This is a genomic window from Streptosporangium sp. NPDC049248 (assembly GCF_040678965.1).
Taxonomy (GTDB): Bacteria; Actinomycetota; Actinomycetes; order Streptosporangiales; family Streptosporangiaceae; genus Streptosporangium; species Streptosporangium fukuiense.
Genome location: NZ_JBFAQY010000021.1, coordinates 96186 through 115884 on the forward strand (window position 1 = coordinate 96186; position 19699 = coordinate 115884).

Here is a 19699-nt window from a genome sequence, read left to right on the forward strand (position 1 = left end):
GGGGCCGCCGGGTCGCCCGGCGGGTGAATCGCTTCCCTGTCACGGGGCCGGGACCGGGCCGGTCAGGGCTCGGAGACGCCGCGGCGGGCGGCCTGCCGGGAGGCGATGATCCTCTCCAGCTGTGCCGTCAGGGCGGGCGCTCCTGGACGGTTGTCGATCTCGTCGTGCGGCACGACGGGTGGTTCGTCCACCCTGATGGCCCGCAGGTAGTCCTCGAAGCGGTCGAGCTTGCCCGCGTCCCTGGCGAGCCCCCTGGCCTCCAGCCGGGAGCGCAGCGCCGCGCCGTCCGAGCGGACCCAGAGGAGGTGTACGGGCGGCCCGCCCAGCCGCCCGACCCAGCGCTCCCACACCGCCGCGTCGTGTACCTGGGTGGTGAAGGGACCTTCCAGTATCACCGGGCAGCCGTGCGAGCGGATCTGCCGGGCGACCTCGGTCAGCCCGTCGTACTCGTACCGCTTGATGTGCTCGTCGTACCAGGGGCCCTCGCGTTCCCCGTCGTCGCGGCCGTGGGCGCGGAGGGTGGCGGCGACGAAGCCGCCGTAGACGGTGTCGTTGTCGAGCAGCGCGGGAGGTGGGTCGAGCAGCGCCGGCAGCGCCGCCGCGACCGTCGACTTCCCCGCTCCCGGGGGCCCGCTCACCACCCAGAGCGGTGCCGCCACGTCCGTGCCCACCTCGCTCTCAGTCCTTCCAGGCGCCGGCCACGCTCTCCGCGACGGCGGGCGCCTGGGCGAGGCCGGCCTGGAAGGCGGGGCGCCACAGGGCCGGGTCGAGGACGTTGACGCCGAACACGGCGACCGACGCCTCGTCGGGGACGATGTGCGCCACCGCCGCGTTCCCCAGCTCGGCCAGCTCGGCCTCGAAGCGCGCCCTCGGTGAGACGTGCGCCAGCGGTTCCAGGATGACCACGGCCGAGCTGCCCGCCGCCAGGTCGGCGTTGGTCGCCGAGCGCACCCCGCCGTCCATGTAGCGGCGCCCGCCGATCTCCACCGGCGGGAACACACAGGGGACCGCGCAGCTGGAGGCGACCGCGGACACCAGCGGCGCCCCCGAGTCGCGTTCCCAGACCACGAACTCGCCGGTCGCCGCGTCGACCGCGGTGATCAGCAGGCGGCGCTCCGGCCACTCCTTGACGGGCAGCCGGTCGCCGATCGTCTCGATCCTGGCGCCGGTGTCCTTGGTGGCCAGGGCCAGCTCGCCGACCCGGCGCCGGGCCTCCCGCGGCTCCAGGGATGGGTCGTACAGCACGCCGAAGGCGGCCATGACCGCCTCCATGTCCACCGCGGAGACGGTCGCGGACTCGGTGTCCGCCTGGACGCCGACCGAGCTCTCCAGGTCGACCTCGGTGGCGACCAGCGTTCCGACCACCGAGCCGGCCGAGGTGCCGACCACCAGGTCGGCCTCTCCCAGCTCCAGCCCCGCCTTGCGCAGGCCCGTGATGATCCCCGCCTCCCAGGCGATGCCCGCCACGCCTCCGCCGCCCAGTACCAGTGTTCTCGTCATGCGGCCTATTCTTACCCGAATATCCCTCTGGAGCCGAGGGGGAGGCGGCTGGGCGAGCTCCGGTGAACGGGCCGGCCGATAACCTCAATGTAAGTTGAGGTCAAGATAGACTGCCCTATGCCCAACAATCCGGAGATAACCGTCGGCCAGCTCTCCTCGCGCAGCGGGGTCGCCGTCTCCGCCCTGCACTTCTACGAGGCCAAAGGTCTGATCCGCAGCCGCCGCACCGCGGGCAACCAGCGCCGCTTCTCCCGTGACACGCTGCGCAGGATCGCCTTCATCCGGGTCTCCCAGCGGGTCGGGATCCCGCTTCGGACCATCCAGGAGGCGTTGTCCGCGCTTCCCGACGGGCGGACCCCCACCCGGGAGGACTGGGCGAGGCTCTCGGCGATGTGGCAGGACGAGCTCGACGACCGCATCAGGCAGCTCGAACGTCTCCGGCACGGGCTGACCGAGTGCATAGCCTGCGGCTGTCTCTCGCTGGACCGCTGTGCGCTGGCCAACCCGGACGACGTGGCCGCGGCGAGCGGGCCGGGCTCGCGGCTGATGGTCGCCCCCCGCCGGGAGAGCGCCCCCGGCTGCGGGTCGGAGTAGCCCGGGGACGGACGCGGCGGGCGGGACACCTTCCCGACCGCCGCCCTCTCCGTGCGGTACGCGGTGATCCGGCACGGGTTTGTTAGTTGTCTGTTCAAACTATTGACGGCGCGGGGTCCGGCATGTGAACCTCTGGGCGTTCATGCACGCGCATCATGGGCGGTTGAAGGTCAGGGCCCCGTCACCTGATCGTGCATGGCGGTTTGTCCGTTGCATTGCGAAGGGAAGCCGTACATGCGAAGAAGGCTGTTCAGCATGCTCACCGCCGCGGCGGTGGCGTGCGCGTCGGTCGGCGTGGCCGTCGCGGGCGGGGTCGCCCCGGCGTCCGCGTCCGGGACCGCCGCCACCGCCGCTGCCGCCGAGACGTACACCTGGAAGAACGTCAGGATCGACGGTGGCGGGTTCGTGCCGGGGATCGTGTTCAACCAGAAAGAGAAGAACCTGATCTACGCCCGCACCGACATCGGCGGCGCCTACCGCTGGGAGCAGGCGAGCAAGACCTGGACTCCGCTGCTCGACTGGGTGGGCTGGGACAAGTGGGGCTACAACGGTGTGGTCAGCCTGGCCACCGACCCGGTGGAGACCAACCGGGTCTACGTCGCCGCCGGGATGTACACCAACAGCTGGGATCCCAACAACGGCGCCATCCTGCGCTCCGCCGACAAGGGCGCGACCTGGCAGGCCACCGCGCTGCCGTTCAAGCTCGGCGGCAACATGCCCGGCCGGGGGATGGGCGAGCGGCTGGCCGTCGACCCCAACAAGAACAGCATCGTCTACCTCGGCGCGCCCGACGGCAACGGCCTGTGGCGCAGCACCGACAAGGGCGTGACCTGGGCCAAGGTCACCTCCTTCACCAACCCGGGTGACTACGCCGCCGACCCCTCCGACCCCAACGGCTACCTCAGCCACCGCCCCGGCGTGGTCTGGGTGACCTTCGACCCGAGCTCGGCGACCGCGGGCAACACCACGCAGAAGATCTACGTCGGCGTCGCGGACAAGGCGAACACCGTCTACAGCTCCTCCGACGGCGGAACCACCTGGAGCAGGGTGGCCGGGCAGCCCACCGGCTACATCGCGCACAAGGGCGTGCTGGACCACGTCAACCACACGCTCTACATCGCCACCAGCGACACCGGCGGCCCGTACGACGGCGCCAAGGGCGACGTGTGGAAGCTCAACACGACCACCGGCGCCTGGACCCAGATCAGCCCGGTCCCCTCCAGTTCGGCCGACGACTACTTCGGCTACAGCGGTCTCACCATCGACCGGCAGAACCCCGGCACGATCATGGTCGCCACCCAGATCTCCTGGTGGCCGGACGTCATCTTCTTCCGCTCCACCGACTCCGGTGCGACCTGGACCCGCGTCTGGGACTTCACCTCCTACCCGAACCGTAGCTTCCGCTACACGATGGACATCTCCTCCTCGCCGTGGCTCACCTTCGGGGCCAACCCCCAGCCGCCGGAGACGACGCCCAAGCTCGGCTGGATGACCGAATCGCTGGAGATCGATCCGTTCGACGGCAATCGCATGATGTACGGCACCGGCGCCACGCTCTACGGCACCGAGGACCTGAAGAAGTGGGACACCGGCGGCCAGTTCACCATCAAGCCGATGGTGAAGGGACTCGAGGAGACCGCGGTCCTCGACCTGATCAGCCCGCCCTCGGGAGCTCCGCTGGTCAGCGGTCTCGGCGACATCGGCGGCTTCCGGCACACCGACCTCGACGCCGTACCGCCCATGATGTTCACCTCGCCCGTCTTCACCTCGACGACCAGCCTCGACTACGCCGAGACCAACCCGTCGGTCATGGTCCGCGCGGGCAACTTCACCGACTCCGACCGGCCGAACGACAGCCACGCCGCGTTCTCCACCGACGGTGGCGCCAACTGGTTCCAGGGCACCGAGCCGAGCGGGATCAACGAGGGCGGCACGATCGCGGCCGCGGCCAACGGGTCCAGGTTCGTCTGGGCGCCCAAGGACGTGGGCGTGCACTACTCGGTCGGCTACGGCAACTCGTGGACCGCCTCCACCGGGCTCCCGACCAATGCCGTGGTGGAGTCCGACCGGGTGAACTCCAACAGGTTCTACGGCTTCAGCGCCGGGAAGTTCTACGCCAGCACCAACGGCGGCGCCTCCTTCGCGGCCACCGCCGCGACCGGGCTGCCCACCGAGGGCAACGTCAAGTTCAAGGCCGTACCCGGCCGCGAGGGCGACATCTGGCTGGCCGGGGGATCGACGACCGGCTCGGGCATCTGGCACTCCACCAACGGTGGCGCGTCGTTCACCAAGCTCTCGAACGTCACGAGCGCCGTCAACATCGGCTTCGGCAAGTCCGCCACCGCCTCCGGCTACCAGGCGCTGTACGCGGTCGCCACGGTCGGCGGCGTCAACGGTGTGTTCCGCTCCGACGACGCCGGCGCGAGCTGGGTCAGGATCAACGACGACCAGCACCGGTACGGCAACGCGGGTGAGGCGATCACCGGCGATCCGCGCGTCTACGGCCGTGTCTACCTCGGCACCAACGGCCGAGGCATCCTGTACGCCGACAACGGCGGGGTCGTTCCGCCGGTCGACACCGTCCCGCCGACCAAGCCGGGCACTCCGGTCGCCTCGGCGATCACCTCCTCGGGGGCGACGCTCACCTGGACGGCCTCGACGGACGCCGTCGGGGTGAGCGGTTATGACGTCTACCGTGAGGCCGGGGCGACGGATGTCAAGGTCGGCTCGCCGACCTCGGCGTCGTTCGCGCTGACCGGGCTGACCTCCGACACCTCGTACACCTTCTACGTGATCGCTCGTGACGCCGCGGGGAACAGCTCCACCGCCTCCGACCCGGTGACCTTCAGGAGCCTCACCGGGCCGGTCGGCGGCGGCTGCACCGCGACCTACGCGGTGTCCAACTCCTGGCCTGGCGGCTTCCAGGGTGAGGTGACCGTGAAGAACACCGGCACCTCGGCGACCACCGGCTGGACCGTCAAGTGGTCGTTCCCGAACGGTCAGACGATCACCCAGCTCTGGAGCGGTGTGCACACCCAGACCGGCGCCGACGTCACCGTGAAGAACGCGAGCTGGAACGGGGTCCTGGCCGCCGGAGCCTCCACCTCGTTCGGCTTCGGTGCCTCCTGGACAGGTACCAACGGCGTTCCCGCCAACGTCACCTGCACCGCCCCCTGACGGCGCTTTCCGCGCCCACGAACGGTGTTTTCCTGACGGTCTGGTCACCCCGGAGGGGCGGCCGGTGAGGGAGACCTGCCGGTGCGGCCCGTCGCCGAGGCCGGGGGGTCCAGGCCGTCGGACGCACCGGCGCTTCCGGTGCCCCGTGAAGAACCACGGGGCACCGGGAGTCCGTACGGCCCCGCCCACGCCCCGAACGGGCGTGGGCGGGGCCGTTCCGCTTCCGCCGTTCCGCTGGACGATTCGCGGCTTAAGCGCCACCTGTCGTCCTATACGTTGTTTGCGGGTATGTCTGGGTATCCCGGCCGAGCCGCAGGCGGGGTCTCGCGGCCTCCACCTGAAGAACCCCATGGCCTCAGCCTTAAGGATGATGTAAGGCGTCAACGACGGCCGGGCCGCTTGGCAGAGCCTATTGTGAAAGAAACCGATTGTCCGGGGGAGAGCATGGCGATCTCAGACGGGGTGCGCAGCCCTCAGGACGAGACGGGACGCCCGTCGGAAACCGGCGCCGGCGACGCTCCGAACGAGATCGTTGACGCCGGCGTGCCGAAGGACGAGGCCGCCGCGCGGCCAGGTATCCACGGCTGGCTCGACGGGATCAGGTCCACCCGCGCCGGACGCCTCACCCTGAAGATCGTCATCGGCACCATCGGCGCGGTGCTGGTCATCGGCGGTCTCATCATGGTGCCCTTCCCCGGCCCCGGCTGGCTGGTCGTCTTCGCGGGGCTGGCGGTGCTGGCCACCGAGTTCCACTGGGCACACCGGCTGCTGGAGTTCGGCAAGCGGACCCTGTCGGCCTGGACGGCCTGGCTGGGCCACCAGGGCTGGAGCGTCAAGATCCTGGTCGTCCTCACCGCCGCGGTGACCGCCACCGCCATCGTCTACTACGGCCTCAAGCTCAGCCTCGACCTCGACCTGATCGTCGAGGCACAGAAGCTCCTCACCCGATAGCCCGCCTCCAACGCGAGGCGGCGCCCTCTTCGGCAACGGCCAGGGCTGCCGCTCTGACCGGCAATGGCGAGGTATGTCGGGGAAACGAGATCGGCACCCCGGGAGTTTTACCCGGACTCGGTCACCTCGTTATCATCCCTGGATGTGACTCTCCGTAGTGTCTCCACGTCCGATCCGCAGGGACGGATCGGTAGAGACGAATAAGGAGAGTGACGTTCGATGCGCGCCCTGTCCTCGATGTTGGTCCTGGCGGCCGCCGGAGCCGTCGCCCTGACCGGCACTCCCGCCCACGCCGATGACGTCAACCTGTCCGCGAGGGTGCAGCCCGGCGAGGAGGTGTTCCTCACGCCCGAGCTCGTCCCCGGGCGCCAGTACAACGGAAACGTGCTGGTCAAGCTGGAGAACAACAGCGTGCCCGTCAAGGTCAAGGTCGGCAACTGCCGTGGCCGGTACATCGGGTCGGTGCCGATCGCGGCCAACGACCACGCCGCGTACGTCGCCGCCAGCGCCCCCCAGCCCGCCCAGTGCATCCGCTACCGGGTGAAGAACATGGGCGACACGACGGCCGCCATCACGGGCACCGGCTACTTCTAACCGGTATTCACCGCGACGCTGTACTGACTGCGACGCTAACGCGTCGCGGCTCGGCCGCTCTTGCCCGGCTCCTTCCCTCGTCGAGAGGGGTCGCTCGTTCCTCGCGACCCCTCTCTCCTCAGTCCAGTCCCCGGCGCGGCCTCACGAGTCGTCCCTCAAGGCAGAGAGCGTGGAACACGTCCCCGGGGTGGTTCTTGGGACGGCTCGGCGGCTTGGTTCGAGGGGGTGTGGCCGGGTGCTGGGGGGATGTGGGAGCAGCCTCACGGGGGGCGGACGCGGGGGGTGATTTCTTGTTACGGGGGTGAGTGGGGGCGCCGGGGAAAATGTGCGCTTCGGTCAGAAGACGCTTTCCTGACATCGGAGTAGCGTCCGAAGTCAGGAGGAGTCCCCGTGAGCCTTGCCCGTGTCGTCGAACAGCCGCAGGCGGACATCCCCCGGGAGTTCGCCGAGGCCCTCCGTCCCTATCTGGACGTCCTGGCCGAGGAGATGATCGGCGAGATCCAGGCCAGCGTGCCGGAGTACTCCCGGCAGAGCGGCGCCTATGCCCGCATCGTCAGGCACGCCGTCGAGGAGGCGCTCGCCGGATTCGTGAACCGGGTCGGTGACCGGGGGGCGAGCCGGTCCCGGCTGCTGGAGGTCTTCCGTGCCGTCGGCAGCGGGGAGGCCGCGGAGGGGCGACCCCTCGACTCGCTCCAGTCCGCGCTGCGGATCTGCGCCAGGGTGGCGTGGCGGCGGCTGGCCGAGGAGTCCGAGCGGCTCAACCTGTCCCGGCAGCGCATGTGCGACATCGGGGAGGCGATCCTGGTCTATCTCGACGAGATCGCCGCCGCGGCGGCCGACGGCTACGCCGAGGCTCAGGTCCGGGTGGCCGGTGAGCTCGAACTCAGGCGCCGCAGGCTGCTCGACCTGCTCGTCGCCCACCCGGCCGCCGACTCCCGCGCCGTGGCCGACCTGGCCAGGTCGGTGCGCTGGACCATGCCGCGGACCCTGGCCTGCGTCGCCCTGGCGGCCCGCGCCCAGGGCGATCTGCCCAGGCCGGGTCTCCCGCCCGACGTGCTCGTCGACCTCGACCGCTCCGACCCCTGCATGGTCGTGCCCGACCCCGAAGGCCCAGGACGGCACGGCCTGCTGAACGCCATGGCGGCCGACTGGACCGTGGTGATCGGCCCCGCGGTCGCGGTGGGGGAGGCGGGTCTCTCGCTCAGGCTCGCCAGGGACGCGCTGGCCCTGGCCAGGCGCGGGGTGCTGGACGGTCGCCGGATCACCCGGGTGTCCGAGCACCTCGCCACCCTGATGATCTTCCAGGACGAGTCGCTGATCCAGATCATGGGCCGGACACGGCTGGAACCCCTGCTCGCCCTGCGCCCCTCCCAGCGCGACCGGCTGGCCGAGACCCTGCTGGCCTGGTTGCAGAGCGGCAACGCCACCGAGGTCGCGGCCAGGCTGCACATCCACCCGCAGACCGTCCGCTACCGCCTCCGTCAGGCCACCGAACTCTTCGCCGACCAGCTCGGCACCTCCGGCGACCGCTTCGAGCTGGAGGTGGTCCTCCGGGCCCGCGCCGCCGGTCTCACCCCCGCGCCGGGCTGAGGTGGTCCCACACTCACCCGGCACCCGGGGCGGACGCCCCGTCCTGCGGGACTTCGTCGCCCGATTCGGCGTCTCTCCTTGCGATGATCGTTCTTAGACACGGGATGTCTGGGACATGGTCGTTCTGCCGGGTTGTGATGAGGAGAGCGTGATGTCGGCGCAGCCGCGCCCATGGCCTGGAATCCAGGAGGTGACGGTGCGGACGCCCTCTCCGCCGGGCTTCTGGGAGAAACGGATGCATGACTCCTCATTACTATGAAGCAGGGCGCCGTTTTAACAGGACAAGACGGGGCAAACGGTGCCACGCCAGTCTGAGTCCGCCTGAATCCTGTGCGTTGATGCGGGCCCGATCATGAGGATGCATAGGGTGATCACATGCCTGCCACGCTGAGTACCACGAAGACCAGGGCCGCACTGCGCACCTCGGCGCGCATCTCCGCGGAGATGCTGCTGGTCCTGCTGATGAGCGCGGTGACCCTGTGGATCCTGGGCCAGATGTGGTCCGTGGTCTGGCCGCTCGTGGTCGCCCTGCTGCTCACCACGCTGACCTGGCCGGTGACCCGTTTCCTGCGCCGGCACGGCTGGCCTCCCGCGCTGGCCGCGTCGGTCGTGACCCTGCTGTTCCTCCTGGTCGCCGCGGGCATCGTGGTCCTGATCGTCGTGCCCGTCGTGTCGCAGTCCGGAGAGCTGGCCACCGGCGTGGTCAACGGCATCAAGCAGGTGCGCGCATGGGCCGCCGGGCCGCCGCTGAACATCGGCAACGACCAGGTCACCAGCGTGCTCGACACCGCGATCGCCCGCCTCCAGGACAGTGTCGGCGGCATCGTCAGCGCCACCGTGACCGGGGTGGGCACCGTCGTCAACGGTCTGGTCACCACCGTCCTCGCGCTCTTCCTGATGTTCTTCTTCCTCAAGGACGGCCCGCGGTTCCTGCCGTGGCTGACCCGCCAGCTCCCCGGCCGCCTCGCCGGGGACGTGCCGACCGTGGCCGCACGCGGCTGGGACACCCTCGGCGCCTTCGTCCGCTCCCAGGCGTTCGTCGGCCTGCTCGACGCCGTCTTCATCGGCCTCGGCCTGTGGATCGTGGGTGTGCCGCTGGTGTTCCCGCTGGCGGTCCTGACCTTCGTGACGGCGTTCGTGCCCATCGTCGGCGCCCTGTTCGCCGGCCTCGTCGCCGTGCTCATCACGCTGGTGTCGAACGGCCCGACGGACGCGCTGATCGTGCTGGCCATCATCGTCGCGGTCCAGCAGCTGGAGGGCAACGTGTTCCAGCCGATGGTGCAGAGCCACGGCCTGGGCCTGCACGCGGGGGTGATCCTGCTCGCGGTGACGCTGGGCGCCAGCCTGGCCGGCATCGTGGGCAGCCTGCTCGCCGTACCGGTCGCCGCCCTGATCGCCATGGTCTGGAACTACCTGCGCGAACAGCTCAGCGACCCACCCCGGGAGCCCGAAGCCGCCGCGGCCGTACCGGCGCGGGAGCCCAAACCCGACGCGGCCGCACCGGCGGAGAAGCCCGCCTGATTCGAAGACGAGCACCCAGACGTCGGGTATGCCGCCGTCCTCGCCAGGAGGGATCGGGCCGAGGACCGACGGCCGGGATCCTCCCGCCGGCGAGTCGGATGGGCCCTGGGGTGAGAACCCGGCGAATGTCCGGCCTACGGGTGCTCCCTGCTCGCGATCAGGGCGGCGACCCCGTCCAGGATGCGGTCCAGGCCGAAGGTGAGGGCGTGGGCGGGGTCGGAGATCGCATGATGGGCCTGGCCTGCGGCCTGGCCGACGCGGGAGGCGACCGGGAAGCGGGCCTCGTCCATGATCTTGTCGAGCAGCGGGGCGTTGGACAGCCACCACTCGACGTCGGTCATCCCGCTCTCCCGCTGGACCCGTGCCTGGTTGGCCGCGGCCCTGGCGGTGCTCTGCACGTGGCTGAGGACCAGGGCCAGCACGGAGTCCATCTCGACGTCCGTCAGGCCGACACCGTCCAGCGGGCGCAGCTCGGCCTCGTACTTGAGTGAGGCGTTCGGTCCCAGCGTGGAGCGGGCGTCGATGACCTGCAGCAGCCACGGATCGCGCCGGTAGAGGTCCCAGTTGCGCGCGGCGACGAACTCCATCGCGCCCCGCCATCCGCCCGCCTGCCGGGACGGGGCGTCCACATCGGCGTACAGCTCCCCGTACGCGGTGTCGACCATGAGGTCGACCAGCTCGCCCTTGCCGGGGACGTGGGTGTAGAGGGACATGGTCCCGGCCCCCAGCCGCTCGGCGACCTGGCGCATCGAGACCGCTTCGAGCCCCTCGGCGTTGGCCAGTTCGATCGCCGCCAGGACGATCGAGCGCACGGTGAGCCCGGAGCGCCCCGGCTTGCTGTGCGAGCCCCACAGGAGCGCCAGGCTGCGTGCCGGGTCGGCGTCGGAAGCTTTCTTCGCACTCAAGGGAACAGTCTCCAGATTTTCGTCGTTGGGACCACCGTAGCCGAGTCGTACGATGTACGGTACGGTCTACGCCACGAAGGCGTGACGGCGCCGGGCGGGAAGACGGGCGAAAAGGGGTGAAACAGGTGGCTGTGCGAGCGACGGAGTTCGCGATCGCCGCGTACGACGTGCGCAAGAACTACGCGGGTGCCTCCGAGGGGGCGGGTCTCAACGGGTTCGACCTGCGGGTGGCGGCCGGAACGGTCTGCGGCCTGCTCGGGCCCAACGGTGCGGGCAAGACCACGGCCGTCAGGATCCTGGCCACGCTGCTGCGCCCGGACTCGGGCCGGGCGAGCGTCGCGGGATTCGACGTCCGCACCCAGGCGCGGCAGGTGCGCGAGCGGATCGGGCTGGTCGGCCAGTACGCGGCGGTCGACGAGATCCTCAGCGGGCGGCAGAACCTGGTGATGTTCGGCAGGCTGAACCACCTGCCGGCCGCCGGGGCACGGAGGCGGGCCGACGAGCTGCTGGAGCGCTTCTCGCTGGCGGATGCCGGGGCCAAGCCGGTCGGCGCGTACTCCGGCGGCATGCGCAGGCGTCTCGACCTGGCGGCGAGCCTCATCGTCGCACCCCGGGTGCTCTTCGTGGACGAGCCCACCACCGGCCTCGACCCGGCCGCCCGCCAGGAGGTGTGGTCGGCCATCCGCGACCTGGTCGGCTCGGGCACGACCGTGCTGCTCACCACCCAGTATCTGGAGGAGGCGGACCGGCTGGCCGACCGGATCACCATGCTCGGGGCGGGCCGGGTCGTCACCGAGGGCACTCCCGAGGAGCTGAAGTCGGCCATCGGCGGCGACTGGCTCGACCTTGTCCTCGCCGATCCGGCGGACGTGGCCAGGGCGGAGGCGCTCGCGGTGCGGGTCGCCTCCGGCGGGATCCTGGTGGACGCCGAGTCGCGCCGGGTCAGCATCCCGGTCGCCGAGCGCACCCGGGCGCTCGTCACCATGGCCACCGCGCTCGGCGACGCCGGGATCGAGCCGGTCGACGTCACGCTGCGCCGTCCCACGCTCGACGAGGTCTTCCTGCACCTGACGGGCGGGGCCGAGAACACGGCCACCCGTACCGGGGCGTCCGCGTGAGCGCCGCGACCGCGCTCTTCGGCGGCGATTCGGTATGGGCACCTCCACAACGGGCGGCCGCCCTTCCCGACGGGGACACCCCGGCCGGTACGACGACCCCAACCCCCGATACGGAGGCATCCGCGTGAGCACGACGACCTCTCCCCTGCCCGACACCTCCCCGCTCTCCCGGTTCGGCTGGGCGCTGGCAGACTCCTGGACCATCACCCTGCGCGATCTGAGCCACTGGGTCCGAACCCCGGGAACGGTGGCCGTCGGCTGGCTCTTCCCGGTCATGATGGTGCTGATGTTCGGCGGCCTGTTCGGCGGCGCCATCGGCGTCCCCGGCGGGGGTGGCTACTTCGACTTCCTGATCCCCGGCATGTTCGCGATGACCATGCTCTTCGGCCTGGAGAGCACGATGATGGCGGTCACCACCGACGCGGCCAAGGGGGTGACCGACCGGTTCCGCTCGATGCCGATGAGCGCCTCGGCGGTCGTCATGGGCCGCGGGATCGCCGACATGCTCAACTCGACGGTCGGACTGGCCATCATGATCGGGGCCGGGCTGCTGCTCGGCTGGCGCGCCGAGGGCGGCCTGAGCGAGGCGCTGGCCGCGGTGGGCCTGCTCCTGCTGCTGCGCTTCGCCCTGCTCTGGGTGGGGATCTACATCGGCCTCGTGTCGGGAGGGCCGGAGGTGGTGACGTCGGTGCAGATCCTGGTCTGGCCGGTCGGCTTCCTGTCCAGTGTGTTCGTCGACCCCGCCACCATGCCCGGCTGGCTCGGCGCGATCGCGCAGTGGAACCCGCTCTCGGCCACCGCCACGGCCACCAGGGGGCTCTTCGACAACCCAGGCTGGGCGGGAGAGTCGTGGATCGTGCAGAACGCCACTCTCATGGCGGTGCTCTGGCCGCTGCTGCTGATCGCCGTCTTCCTGCCGCTGTCGGCGCACAGGTTCCGCCGGCTCGGCGGCTGACGGAGCCGGCCTCCCGGCCGCCGGCCCTCCGTGCGGCCGGGGGAGTCCTGTTTCCCGATGGATCACAACGTTTGCCGCCGGGAGAGGGTGCTCCGCGTTTTACATCGCCGCTCCGCGTTTTACACCGCGGTGACGGGATTCGCCGGGGCCTGTAACTGACGGTAGTGAGTCTGAGGGCATGAGTGAGACGGAACGGGAACGATCCGCCTCGGGGTGGACGCTCAACAGGGAACTGCTCAACGTCGGCGCGATCATCGTCGCCGCCGGTGTGGCCCATCTCGTCATGGGCCTGATCGGGCATGAGAAGCACGGGCCTTTCATGCTCCTGCTGCTCGGCGGGGTGCTCGTCGCGGCGGCGCTCGGTCACCGGTTCTACGAACATCGGCGCCATCGAGTCCCCGTGGCCGGGGAGTGTCTGAGGTGCGGGGCCGCGCCGGGGGAGGGGACATGACGTGGCACCGTCCAAGGAGAGGGCGGCCCTTCACCACCACCGGCCTCTCTTACACCTGTTCTAACCGATTCGGTCTAGATCGGGATCTTGAGGGATTTCCGGCTTAGGATTCCGGCGTGTCCGTGACTCCTGGGATTTACCGGTTCCTCGGCTGCCTTGTCGTGCTGGCTTCGGTGATCGTGCCGCTCCCCGCGGCCGCGCACGCCGAGGCCGCACCCGTCGACACCGTGCTGCCCGGCACCCGGGTCACCGTGCGGGAGGACGCCACGGACCCGCTCAGGGTGACGTCGTACTCCTCCGGAAAGATGACCTACCTGCGCAGGGGTGACGGGTTCACCCGGCAGGCCGCCTACCAGGAGATCACGGTCGCGCCGAAGGGGGCCAGCGCGCTGGCGGTGCCCACCTCCTACAAGAGCGGCTACGACTCGGTCGTCCTGCTCGACCTGGCGACCTCCAAGGGGACCAGGATCCGTACGGTGCGGAAACCGCTCGTCGCGCACTACGCGCACTGGAGCCGCGACGGCCGCAAGGCGGTGCTGACCACCGAGCGGAAGAGCGGCTCGGCGTGGGCGACCTCGGGGTTCGTGGTCGTCGACGTGTCCGCGAAGAGCGCCAAGACGGTGACCGTGGCCGATGTCGACAAGGCCGCGCGGTTCCGCTGGAGCTCCGACGGCACCGAGGTGGTGGCCGAGTACCGGGGCGGCGCCCGCTTCTACGCGCCGGACGGCACGGTCCGCCGCACCCTGGCCAAGACCGGCAGGCCCGCCGGCGGTGAGGACGCCTTCACTCCCTCGGGCAAGGGCCTGATGACCTGGTGCCCGTCCAGCCACACCGAGCACGTCTGCGTCTGGGATCGCCTTTCGGGCAGGCTCGCGGCCAAGGTGCCCGGCATCCGGCCGAAGGCCCTGTGGGGATGGTGGGACGAGAAGCACTTCATCGCGGTCGTCCCCTCCGGGAACCACTACCAGGTGGTCCTGTCGACCCTCAAGGGCAAGACCACGCGGGTGCTGGCCGCCTTCTCCACCGAGGACTGGAACAACAAGCTCTATCTCGGATACACCCGGAAGTGACCCCCGTGCGGCCCGGCCCGAGGGCGGGCCGGTCACGGGCCGGGGACCTCTTTCGCGCCCAGGCGGACCTCGCGCCGGAAAGCGGTCCGGCCATCCGGCGGAGACGACCAGGTCCGGGGGAACCGGGCGATGGAGATGTCCTCGTGGAGCTCACGTGGAGCTCAGAGGTAGAGGCCGGTGCCGTTGTCGGTCTGCGGGGTGGCGATGGCGTGCAGGTCGCGCTCGCGCATGACCAGGTAGATCTGGCCGTGGACCTCGACCTCGTACTGGTCCTCGGGGTTGAACAGGACCTTGTCGCCGACCTTGACCGCCCGGACGTTCTGGCCCGCGCCGCAGACCTCACCCCAGACGAGGCGGTTGGCCATCTTCACCGTCGCCGGGATGACGATGCCGGCCGTGCTGCGTCGTTCCTCTGACTCCTGCTCGACCTTGACCATGACACGGTCGTGGAGCATCTGGATCTCGAACTTCGGGTCACCCACGTCATGAAGTTTATGGGAACAGCGGAGCCGCGCCTGCTCGTCCGCGGACTCCGAGGGGGCGAAGGCCGACCGGTGACCACATCGGTGGTCGAATCACCTGCGAAGTAGGATCTCGCGGTATGACGTCCCCCGAGCTGGTAAGCGATTTTCTCGACTGGTACCTGGCGGAGAATCCCATCTACGCCGCCCTCGCGGGCGCGCCGGGGTACGACAGGACCCTCGGTGACTTCACCGAGGCCGGCATCCTCGCCAGAGGGCGGGAGGCACGTCGCCGGCTGGAACTGCTCCAGGGGGAACGGGGCTCCGGAGACTTCGAGGACGAGATCGACCGGGAACTCGTCATGTCCACTTTGCGTGGCGAGATCGCGTACGAGGCGTGGCCGCTCTGGCGGCGTGACCCGGCCGCCTACGTGGGCCCGATCTTCTCCTCGATGTTCAGCCCGTTCCTGCAGCGGCTCTCCGGTGAGGCCGAGCTGGTGGACGCGGCCGTCGCGCGGCTGGCCGAGGTGCCGGGCGTCATCGCCGCCTGCCGGGCCAACCTCGACCCCGCGCTGGCGGCCCCGCTGCTGATCGAGCGAGGGCTGGGCCAGGCGCGGACCGCTCGCCGCTTCCTCACCGAGACGGTCCCCGGCCAGGTGTCCGACGAGGCGCTGCGCACCCGGCTGGCCGCGGCGGCCGAGCCCGCGGCGGCGGCCTTCGACGAGCTGGTGGAGTTCCTCGAAGGTTTCCGGGCGGAGGGCACCTGGCGGATGGGGGAGGAGCTCTACTCCACGCTGCTGCGCGAGCGGGAGATGCTCGGCTACGGCGCCGACGAGCTGCTCAGGCGAGGGCAGGAGGCCTACGACGGGCTGGACGCGCGGATGCGCGAGGTCGCGGCCCGGTTGGACGGCGGCTCGGGCGACTGGCACGCGGCCATCACCGAGCTCCAGGACGACCACGCGCCGACGCTGGCGGACATGCGGGCCGAGTACGAGGCCGAGACGGAGCGGGCCAGGAGGTTCGTCCGCGAGCGCGGCCTGGTGACCTTCGCCGAGGGCGAGGAGTGCCTGGTCGTCCCGTCGCCCGAGTTCCAGCGGCCCATCCTCGCCGTCGCCTCCTACATGCCGCCGCCGCCCCTGTCGACCTCCAGGATCGGGCACTTCTTCGTGCCCTTCACCCCGTCCTCCTTCACCGGGGAACAGGTCCGCCAGCGGCTGCGCACCAACGCCAGGGCCCAGATGCCCTCCATCGCCGTCCACGAGGCGTACCCCGGTCACCACTGGCACCTGTCCTGGATGGCGGGCAACCCGCGCCGGGCCCGCAGGCTGTTCCGCACCCCGTACTTCACCGAGGGCTGGGGCCTGTACGTCGAGAAGCTGATGCACGAGCAGGGCTACTTCACCACTCCGGCCCAGGAGCTCGCCCACCTGGACTTCCGGCTCTTCCGCGCGGCCCGCATCATCGTGGACACCTCGCTGCACTGCGGTGACATGACGATCGAGCAGGCCGAGGAGTTCATGACCACGAGGTCCTCGCTCACCCCCGGCACGGCCAAGGGGGAGGTCAACCGCTACTGCGCGTGGCCCACCCAGGCGCCCTCCTATCTGACGGGGGCACTGGAGATCGACCGCATCCGCGACGACTACCTGGCCGCGGGCCGCGGTGACCTGCGCGCCTTCCACGACGCGCTGGCGGGTTCCGGTGGTGGCCTCCCGCTGGGCCTGGCCCGCCGGGTCGCGCTGGAGGCCTAGTCTCTAGGGGGACCCGCGTCTACGTCCTGACGGGAGTGCGGCGGCGGGTCTCGGGGACGATCAGCGGGGTGCCGCTCTGCGGGTCCTCGATGATCTCGCAGCGTAGCTCGAAGACCTCCCGTACCAGGTCGGCCGTGACGATCGTGGAGGGGTCGCCCTCGGCGACGATCCGGCCGTCGCGCATCACGATCAGATGGGTGGCGTAGCGGCAGGCCTGGTTCAGGTCGTGCAGCACGGCGACCAGGGTCCTGCCCTGCTCGTGCAGGTCGGCGCAGAGGTCGAGCACCTCGATCTGGTGGGCGATGTCCAGGAAGGTGGTCGGCTCGTCGAGCAGCAGGATCGGGGTCTCCTGGGCCAGCGCCATGGCCAGCCAGACGCGCTGGCGCTGGCCGCCGGAGAGCTCGTCCACGCAGCGGTCGGCCAGCTCGGTCACGTCGGTGGACTTCATGGCCGCCGCCACCGCGGCCTCGTCCTCGCGGGACCACTGGCGCATCATCCGCTGGTGCGGGTAGCGGCCCCGGCCCACCAGGTCGGCGACCGTGATGCCGTCGGGCACGATCGAGCTCTGCGGCAGCAGGCCCAGCCTGCGCGCCACCTCCTTGGAGGGCAGCGAGGTGATCACGGATCCGTCCAGGTGGACCGCTCCCGCGCGGGGCTTGAGCATCCGGGCCAGGGCGCGCAGCATCGTGGACTTGCCGCACGCGTTGGGGCCGATGATCACGGTGAACGACCCGTCGGGGATCGTGACGTCCAGGTCCCTGGCCACCACACGCTTGTCGTAGGAGAGGGTCAGGCCGGTGCCGTACAGTCTCAACGTCGTTCCCTCCGCAGGAGAAACACCAGGTATACGCCGCCGATCGCGGCGGTCATGATTCCCACCGGCAGCTGGACCGGCGCGAAGAGGCGCTGCGCGGCCAGGTCGGCGCCGACCAGCAGGGTGGCGCCGGTCAGCGCCGAGGTGACCAGGGTGACGCCGGGGGAACGACTGATCCGCCGGGCCAGCTGGGGAGCGGCCATCGCCACGAAGATCACAGGTCCGGTGGCGGCGGTGGCGACACCGCACAGCAGCACGCCGACGGCGATCGCCGCCGCGCGCACCGGCTCGACGCGGATGCCCATGGCCCTGGCCGAGTCGTCGCCCATCTCCATCATCCGCAGCGGGCGCGACAGCCAGGCGCAGGCGGGCAGGAGCACGGCCATCGCGCACGCGACCGGGATCGCGTGCTCCCAGCCGCGCCCGCCGAGGCTGCCGGTGATCCACGCCCCGGCGGTGGCCGCGTCGCCGATGTCGGCGCGGGTCAGCATGTACCAGTCGGCGGAGATCAGCAGTGCGTTGACCCCGATGCCGACCAGGATCAGCCGGTAGCCCTGTATCCCGCGCTGGAAGGCCAGGGCGTACACGGCCAGCGCGCCGGCGACGCACCCGGCGAGCGAGGCGCCCGCGATGTGCCAGGCGCTGCCGCCCAGCACCACGGCGGCGATGCCCCCGGTGGCCGCCCCCGAGGTGAGGCCGACGAAGTCGGGGCTGCCGAGCGGGTTGCGGGTGAGGCTCTGGAAGATCGCCCCGCTCAGCCCGAACGCGGCACCGACCAGCAGGCCGGTCACGATCCGCGGTGCCCGCAGGCGGTTCACGATGAGCTCGGCGACCGGGGGGCCCTCACCGAACAGCGCGGCCACGATGTCGCCGATGGGGACCGTGAACTCGCCGACGGACAGCGCGACCAGGCTGACGACCAGGCCGAGTACGGCGATGGCGGTGCCGGTGACGAGGCCGCGCGGGGAGAGCCGCAGCGACCAGGAACGCACGCGCAGGGCGTTCAGCGGGGGCCCGGTGGGACGGCCGCTCTTCCTGGCGGGGGCCGGCGGTGGGGCGATCACGAGAGATCCGTGCGGTGGGCCTCTGAGGCCCGTGCCGGCTTCATATGTGGGTCCGTGCGGTGGGCCTCTGAGGCCCGTACCGGGAGGGTTTCCTTCATAGGGCGGCGAGCCTCCGGCGGCGGGCGAGCAGGATGAAAACCGGGGCGCCGACGAACGCGCACATGACGCCCACCTGCACCTCGGCGGGGGCGGCGACCACCCGGCCGAGGATGTCGGAGCCGAGCAGCACCACGGGGGCGAGCACGACGGTGTACGGCAGGACCCAGCGCTGGTCGGGGCCGGTGAAGGCGCGTACCGCGTGCGGCACGGCCAGGCCCACGAACCACAGCGGCCCGGCGGCGGCGGTGGCGGCCCCGCACAGCAGGGTGACCGCGAGCGCGGTCAGCCCGCGGGTGCGGGCCATGTTCACGCCCAGCGCGCGTCCCGCCTCGTCGCCCAGTGCCATGGTGTTGAGCGGCCTGGCCAGCAGCAGTCCGAGCACCAGGCCGGCCACGAGGAACGGGGCGAGCCGGATCGCCACGTCGGCGCTGATCCCGGCCAGCGAACCGGTGAGCCAGAACCGCATCCGGTCGAAGGTCGCGGTGTCGGCCCGCAGGATCGCCGAGGCCGCGGCGTTGAACACCATGCCCAGCGCGACACCGGCGAGCGTGAGCCGTACCGGGCCGCCGCCCGAGCGTCCGGCGGAGCCGAGCGCGTAGGCCAGCACCGCTGCGGCGGCCGCGCCGGCGAACGCGAACCAGACGTAGACGGAGGGGTCGCTCAGGCCCAGCAGCCCGATGGCGACCGTCACGCCGAGTGCCGCGCCCTGGTTGACGCCCAGCAGACCTGGATCGGCGAGCGGGTTACGGGTGAGGCTCTGCATCAGCGCGCCGGCCAGGCCGAGTGCCGCGCCCACGCCGATGCCGATCAGTGTCCGTGGCACGCGCAGGTCCCTGATGACCGTGTGGTCGGTGGACCCGTCGGGGGCGAGCAACGCGTCCAGCACCGTGGACAGTGGGACCGAGCGAGATCCCACCGCGACGCTGACCAGCGCCAGCAGCACCAGTACGGCCAGCGCGGCCGGCAGCCCGGCCGCCAGCGTGGCCGCACGCCGTTTCGCCGGCGGCGACGTGCCGTCCGGTTCCCCGGCCGTCCTGGACGCGGCCGTGGCCACACCGGCCCTGCTCACCGGTCCCCCTCCCTG

18 protein-coding genes are annotated in these 19699 nt (G+C 70.9%); 11 read left to right on the forward strand and 7 right to left on the reverse strand.

What is annotated here, in order from left to right; translation table 11 throughout:
* Positions 1-62: 62 nt before the first annotated feature.
* Together AB0K21_RS30955 and AB0K21_RS30960 are read right to left on the reverse strand one after the other, a co-directional pair.
* Positions 63-671, reverse strand: coding sequence for an AAA family ATPase (locus AB0K21_RS30955; protein ID WP_364155202.1), 609 nt, complete (start codon positions 669-671; stop codon positions 63-65).
* A gap of 7 nt (positions 672-678) precedes the next feature.
* Complete coding sequence (locus AB0K21_RS30960; protein ID WP_343964090.1) at positions 679-1500, reverse strand: patatin-like phospholipase family protein; 822 nt, start codon at positions 1498-1500, stop codon at positions 679-681.
* 117 nt (positions 1501-1617) lie between these two features.
* Between AB0K21_RS30960 and soxR the strand changes: the two genes are divergently transcribed.
* The 6 genes from soxR to AB0K21_RS30990 all read left to right on the forward strand — a co-directional run bounded on the left by soxR (position 1618) and on the right by AB0K21_RS30990 (position 9927).
* Complete coding sequence (gene soxR / locus AB0K21_RS30965) at positions 1618-2094, forward strand: redox-sensitive transcriptional activator SoxR (RefSeq protein WP_343964088.1); 477 nt, start codon at positions 1618-1620, stop codon at positions 2092-2094.
* A gap of 234 nt (positions 2095-2328) precedes the next feature.
* Entirely contained in the window at positions 2329-5271 is a 2943-nt protein-coding gene (locus AB0K21_RS30970) for a cellulose binding domain-containing protein (protein WP_343964086.1), read from the forward strand.
* A 444-nt stretch (positions 5272-5715) separates the two neighbouring features.
* Positions 5716-6222, forward strand: a complete 507-nt coding sequence (locus tag AB0K21_RS30975) for a TIGR02611 family protein (protein WP_343964084.1) — start codon at positions 5716-5718, stop codon at positions 6220-6222.
* Between the two features lie 219 nt (positions 6223-6441).
* Positions 6442-6816, forward strand: coding sequence for a hypothetical protein (locus AB0K21_RS30980; protein WP_343964082.1), 375 nt, complete (start codon positions 6442-6444; stop codon positions 6814-6816).
* 390 nt (positions 6817-7206) lie between these two features.
* Positions 7207-8406 carry a helix-turn-helix domain-containing protein gene (locus AB0K21_RS30985; RefSeq protein ID WP_364155206.1) on the forward strand — a complete coding sequence of 400 codons (1200 nt, stop codon included), beginning with the start codon at positions 7207-7209 and terminating at the stop codon, positions 8404-8406.
* A 375-nt stretch (positions 8407-8781) separates the two neighbouring features.
* Positions 8782-9927, forward strand: a complete 1146-nt coding sequence (locus AB0K21_RS30990; protein WP_343964078.1) for an AI-2E family transporter — start codon at positions 8782-8784, stop codon at positions 9925-9927.
* Between the two features lie 134 nt (positions 9928-10061).
* Here the strand turns inward: AB0K21_RS30990 and AB0K21_RS30995 are convergent, their stop codons facing one another.
* Positions 10062-10832 (reverse strand): TetR/AcrR family transcriptional regulator, encoded by a 771-nt coding sequence (locus tag AB0K21_RS30995; protein WP_343964076.1) that lies wholly within the window; start codon positions 10830-10832, stop codon positions 10062-10064.
* Positions 10833-10963: 131 nt separating this feature from the next.
* On the opposite strand from AB0K21_RS30995, the gene AB0K21_RS31000 reads away from it, so the two are divergent.
* The 4 genes from AB0K21_RS31000 (at position 10964) to AB0K21_RS31015 (ending at position 14426) form a co-directional block, all read left to right on the forward strand.
* Positions 10964-11950 carry an ATP-binding cassette domain-containing protein gene (locus AB0K21_RS31000; RefSeq protein WP_343964144.1) on the forward strand — a complete coding sequence of 329 codons (987 nt, stop codon included), beginning with the start codon at positions 10964-10966 and terminating at the stop codon, positions 11948-11950.
* A 124-nt stretch (positions 11951-12074) separates the two neighbouring features.
* Entirely contained in the window at positions 12075-12905 is an 831-nt protein-coding gene (locus tag AB0K21_RS31005; RefSeq protein ID WP_364155208.1) for an ABC transporter permease, read from the forward strand.
* A 178-nt stretch (positions 12906-13083) separates the two neighbouring features.
* Entirely contained in the window at positions 13084-13356 is a 273-nt protein-coding gene (locus AB0K21_RS31010; RefSeq protein ID WP_343964071.1) for a hypothetical protein, read from the forward strand.
* A 116-nt stretch (positions 13357-13472) separates the two neighbouring features.
* Entirely contained in the window at positions 13473-14426 is a 954-nt protein-coding gene (locus AB0K21_RS31015) for a hypothetical protein (protein WP_343964069.1), read from the forward strand.
* A gap of 161 nt (positions 14427-14587) precedes the next feature.
* On the opposite strand, the gene AB0K21_RS31020 is transcribed toward AB0K21_RS31015, so the two are convergent.
* The gene (locus AB0K21_RS31020; protein WP_343964067.1) at positions 14588-14908 is read right to left on the reverse strand and encodes a co-chaperone GroES; all 321 of its coding nucleotides are present in this window, start codon (positions 14906-14908) and stop codon (positions 14588-14590) included.
* Between the two features lie 119 nt (positions 14909-15027).
* Between AB0K21_RS31020 and AB0K21_RS31025 the strand changes: the two genes are divergently transcribed.
* Positions 15028-16638, forward strand: a complete 1611-nt coding sequence (locus tag AB0K21_RS31025) for a DUF885 domain-containing protein (protein ID WP_364155211.1) — start codon at positions 15028-15030, stop codon at positions 16636-16638.
* Between the two features lie 19 nt (positions 16639-16657).
* On the opposite strand, the gene AB0K21_RS31030 is transcribed toward AB0K21_RS31025, so the two are convergent.
* The 3 genes from AB0K21_RS31030 to AB0K21_RS31040 all read right to left on the reverse strand — a co-directional run bounded on the left by AB0K21_RS31030 (position 16658) and on the right by AB0K21_RS31040 (position 19684).
* Positions 16658-17452: an ABC transporter ATP-binding protein gene (locus AB0K21_RS31030; RefSeq protein WP_364155213.1), complete on the reverse strand. Its 795-nt coding sequence runs from the start codon at positions 17450-17452 to the stop codon at positions 16658-16660.
* Positions 17449-18516 carry an iron chelate uptake ABC transporter family permease subunit gene (locus tag AB0K21_RS31035; protein ID WP_343964061.1) on the reverse strand — a complete coding sequence of 356 codons (1068 nt, stop codon included), beginning with the start codon at positions 18514-18516 and terminating at the stop codon, positions 17449-17451. The genes AB0K21_RS31030 and AB0K21_RS31035 overlap by 4 nt, the downstream gene beginning before the upstream one ends.
* A 94-nt stretch (positions 18517-18610) precedes the next feature.
* Complete coding sequence (locus AB0K21_RS31040; protein WP_343964059.1) at positions 18611-19684, reverse strand: iron chelate uptake ABC transporter family permease subunit; 1074 nt, start codon at positions 19682-19684, stop codon at positions 18611-18613.
* Positions 19685-19699 lie beyond the last annotated feature (15 nt).

Bases quoted from the DNA above. Each gene is read 5' to 3' on its own strand.
- AB0K21_RS30975 (WP_343964084.1), top strand. From the start codon at position 5,716: ATGGCGATCTCAGACGGGGTGCGCAGCCCTCAGGACGAGACGGGACGC.
- AB0K21_RS30990 (WP_343964078.1), top strand. From the start codon at position 8,782: ATGCCTGCCACGCTGAGTACCACGAAGACCAGGGCCGCACTGCGCACC.
- AB0K21_RS30980 (WP_343964082.1), top strand. From the start codon at position 6,442: ATGCGCGCCCTGTCCTCGATGTTGGTCCTGGCGGCCGCCGGAGCCGTC.
- AB0K21_RS31025 (WP_364155211.1), top strand. From the start codon at position 15,028: ATGACGTCCCCCGAGCTGGTAAGCGATTTTCTCGACTGGTACCTGGCG.
- AB0K21_RS31010 (WP_343964071.1), top strand. From the start codon at position 13,084: ATGAGTGAGACGGAACGGGAACGATCCGCCTCGGGGTGGACGCTCAAC.
- AB0K21_RS30960 (WP_343964090.1), bottom strand. From the start codon at position 1,500: ATGACGAGAACACTGGTACTGGGCGGCGGAGGCGTGGCGGGCATCGCC.
- AB0K21_RS30970 (WP_343964086.1), top strand. From the start codon at position 2,329: ATGCGAAGAAGGCTGTTCAGCATGCTCACCGCCGCGGCGGTGGCGTGC.
- soxR (WP_343964088.1), top strand. From the start codon at position 1,618: ATGCCCAACAATCCGGAGATAACCGTCGGCCAGCTCTCCTCGCGCAGC.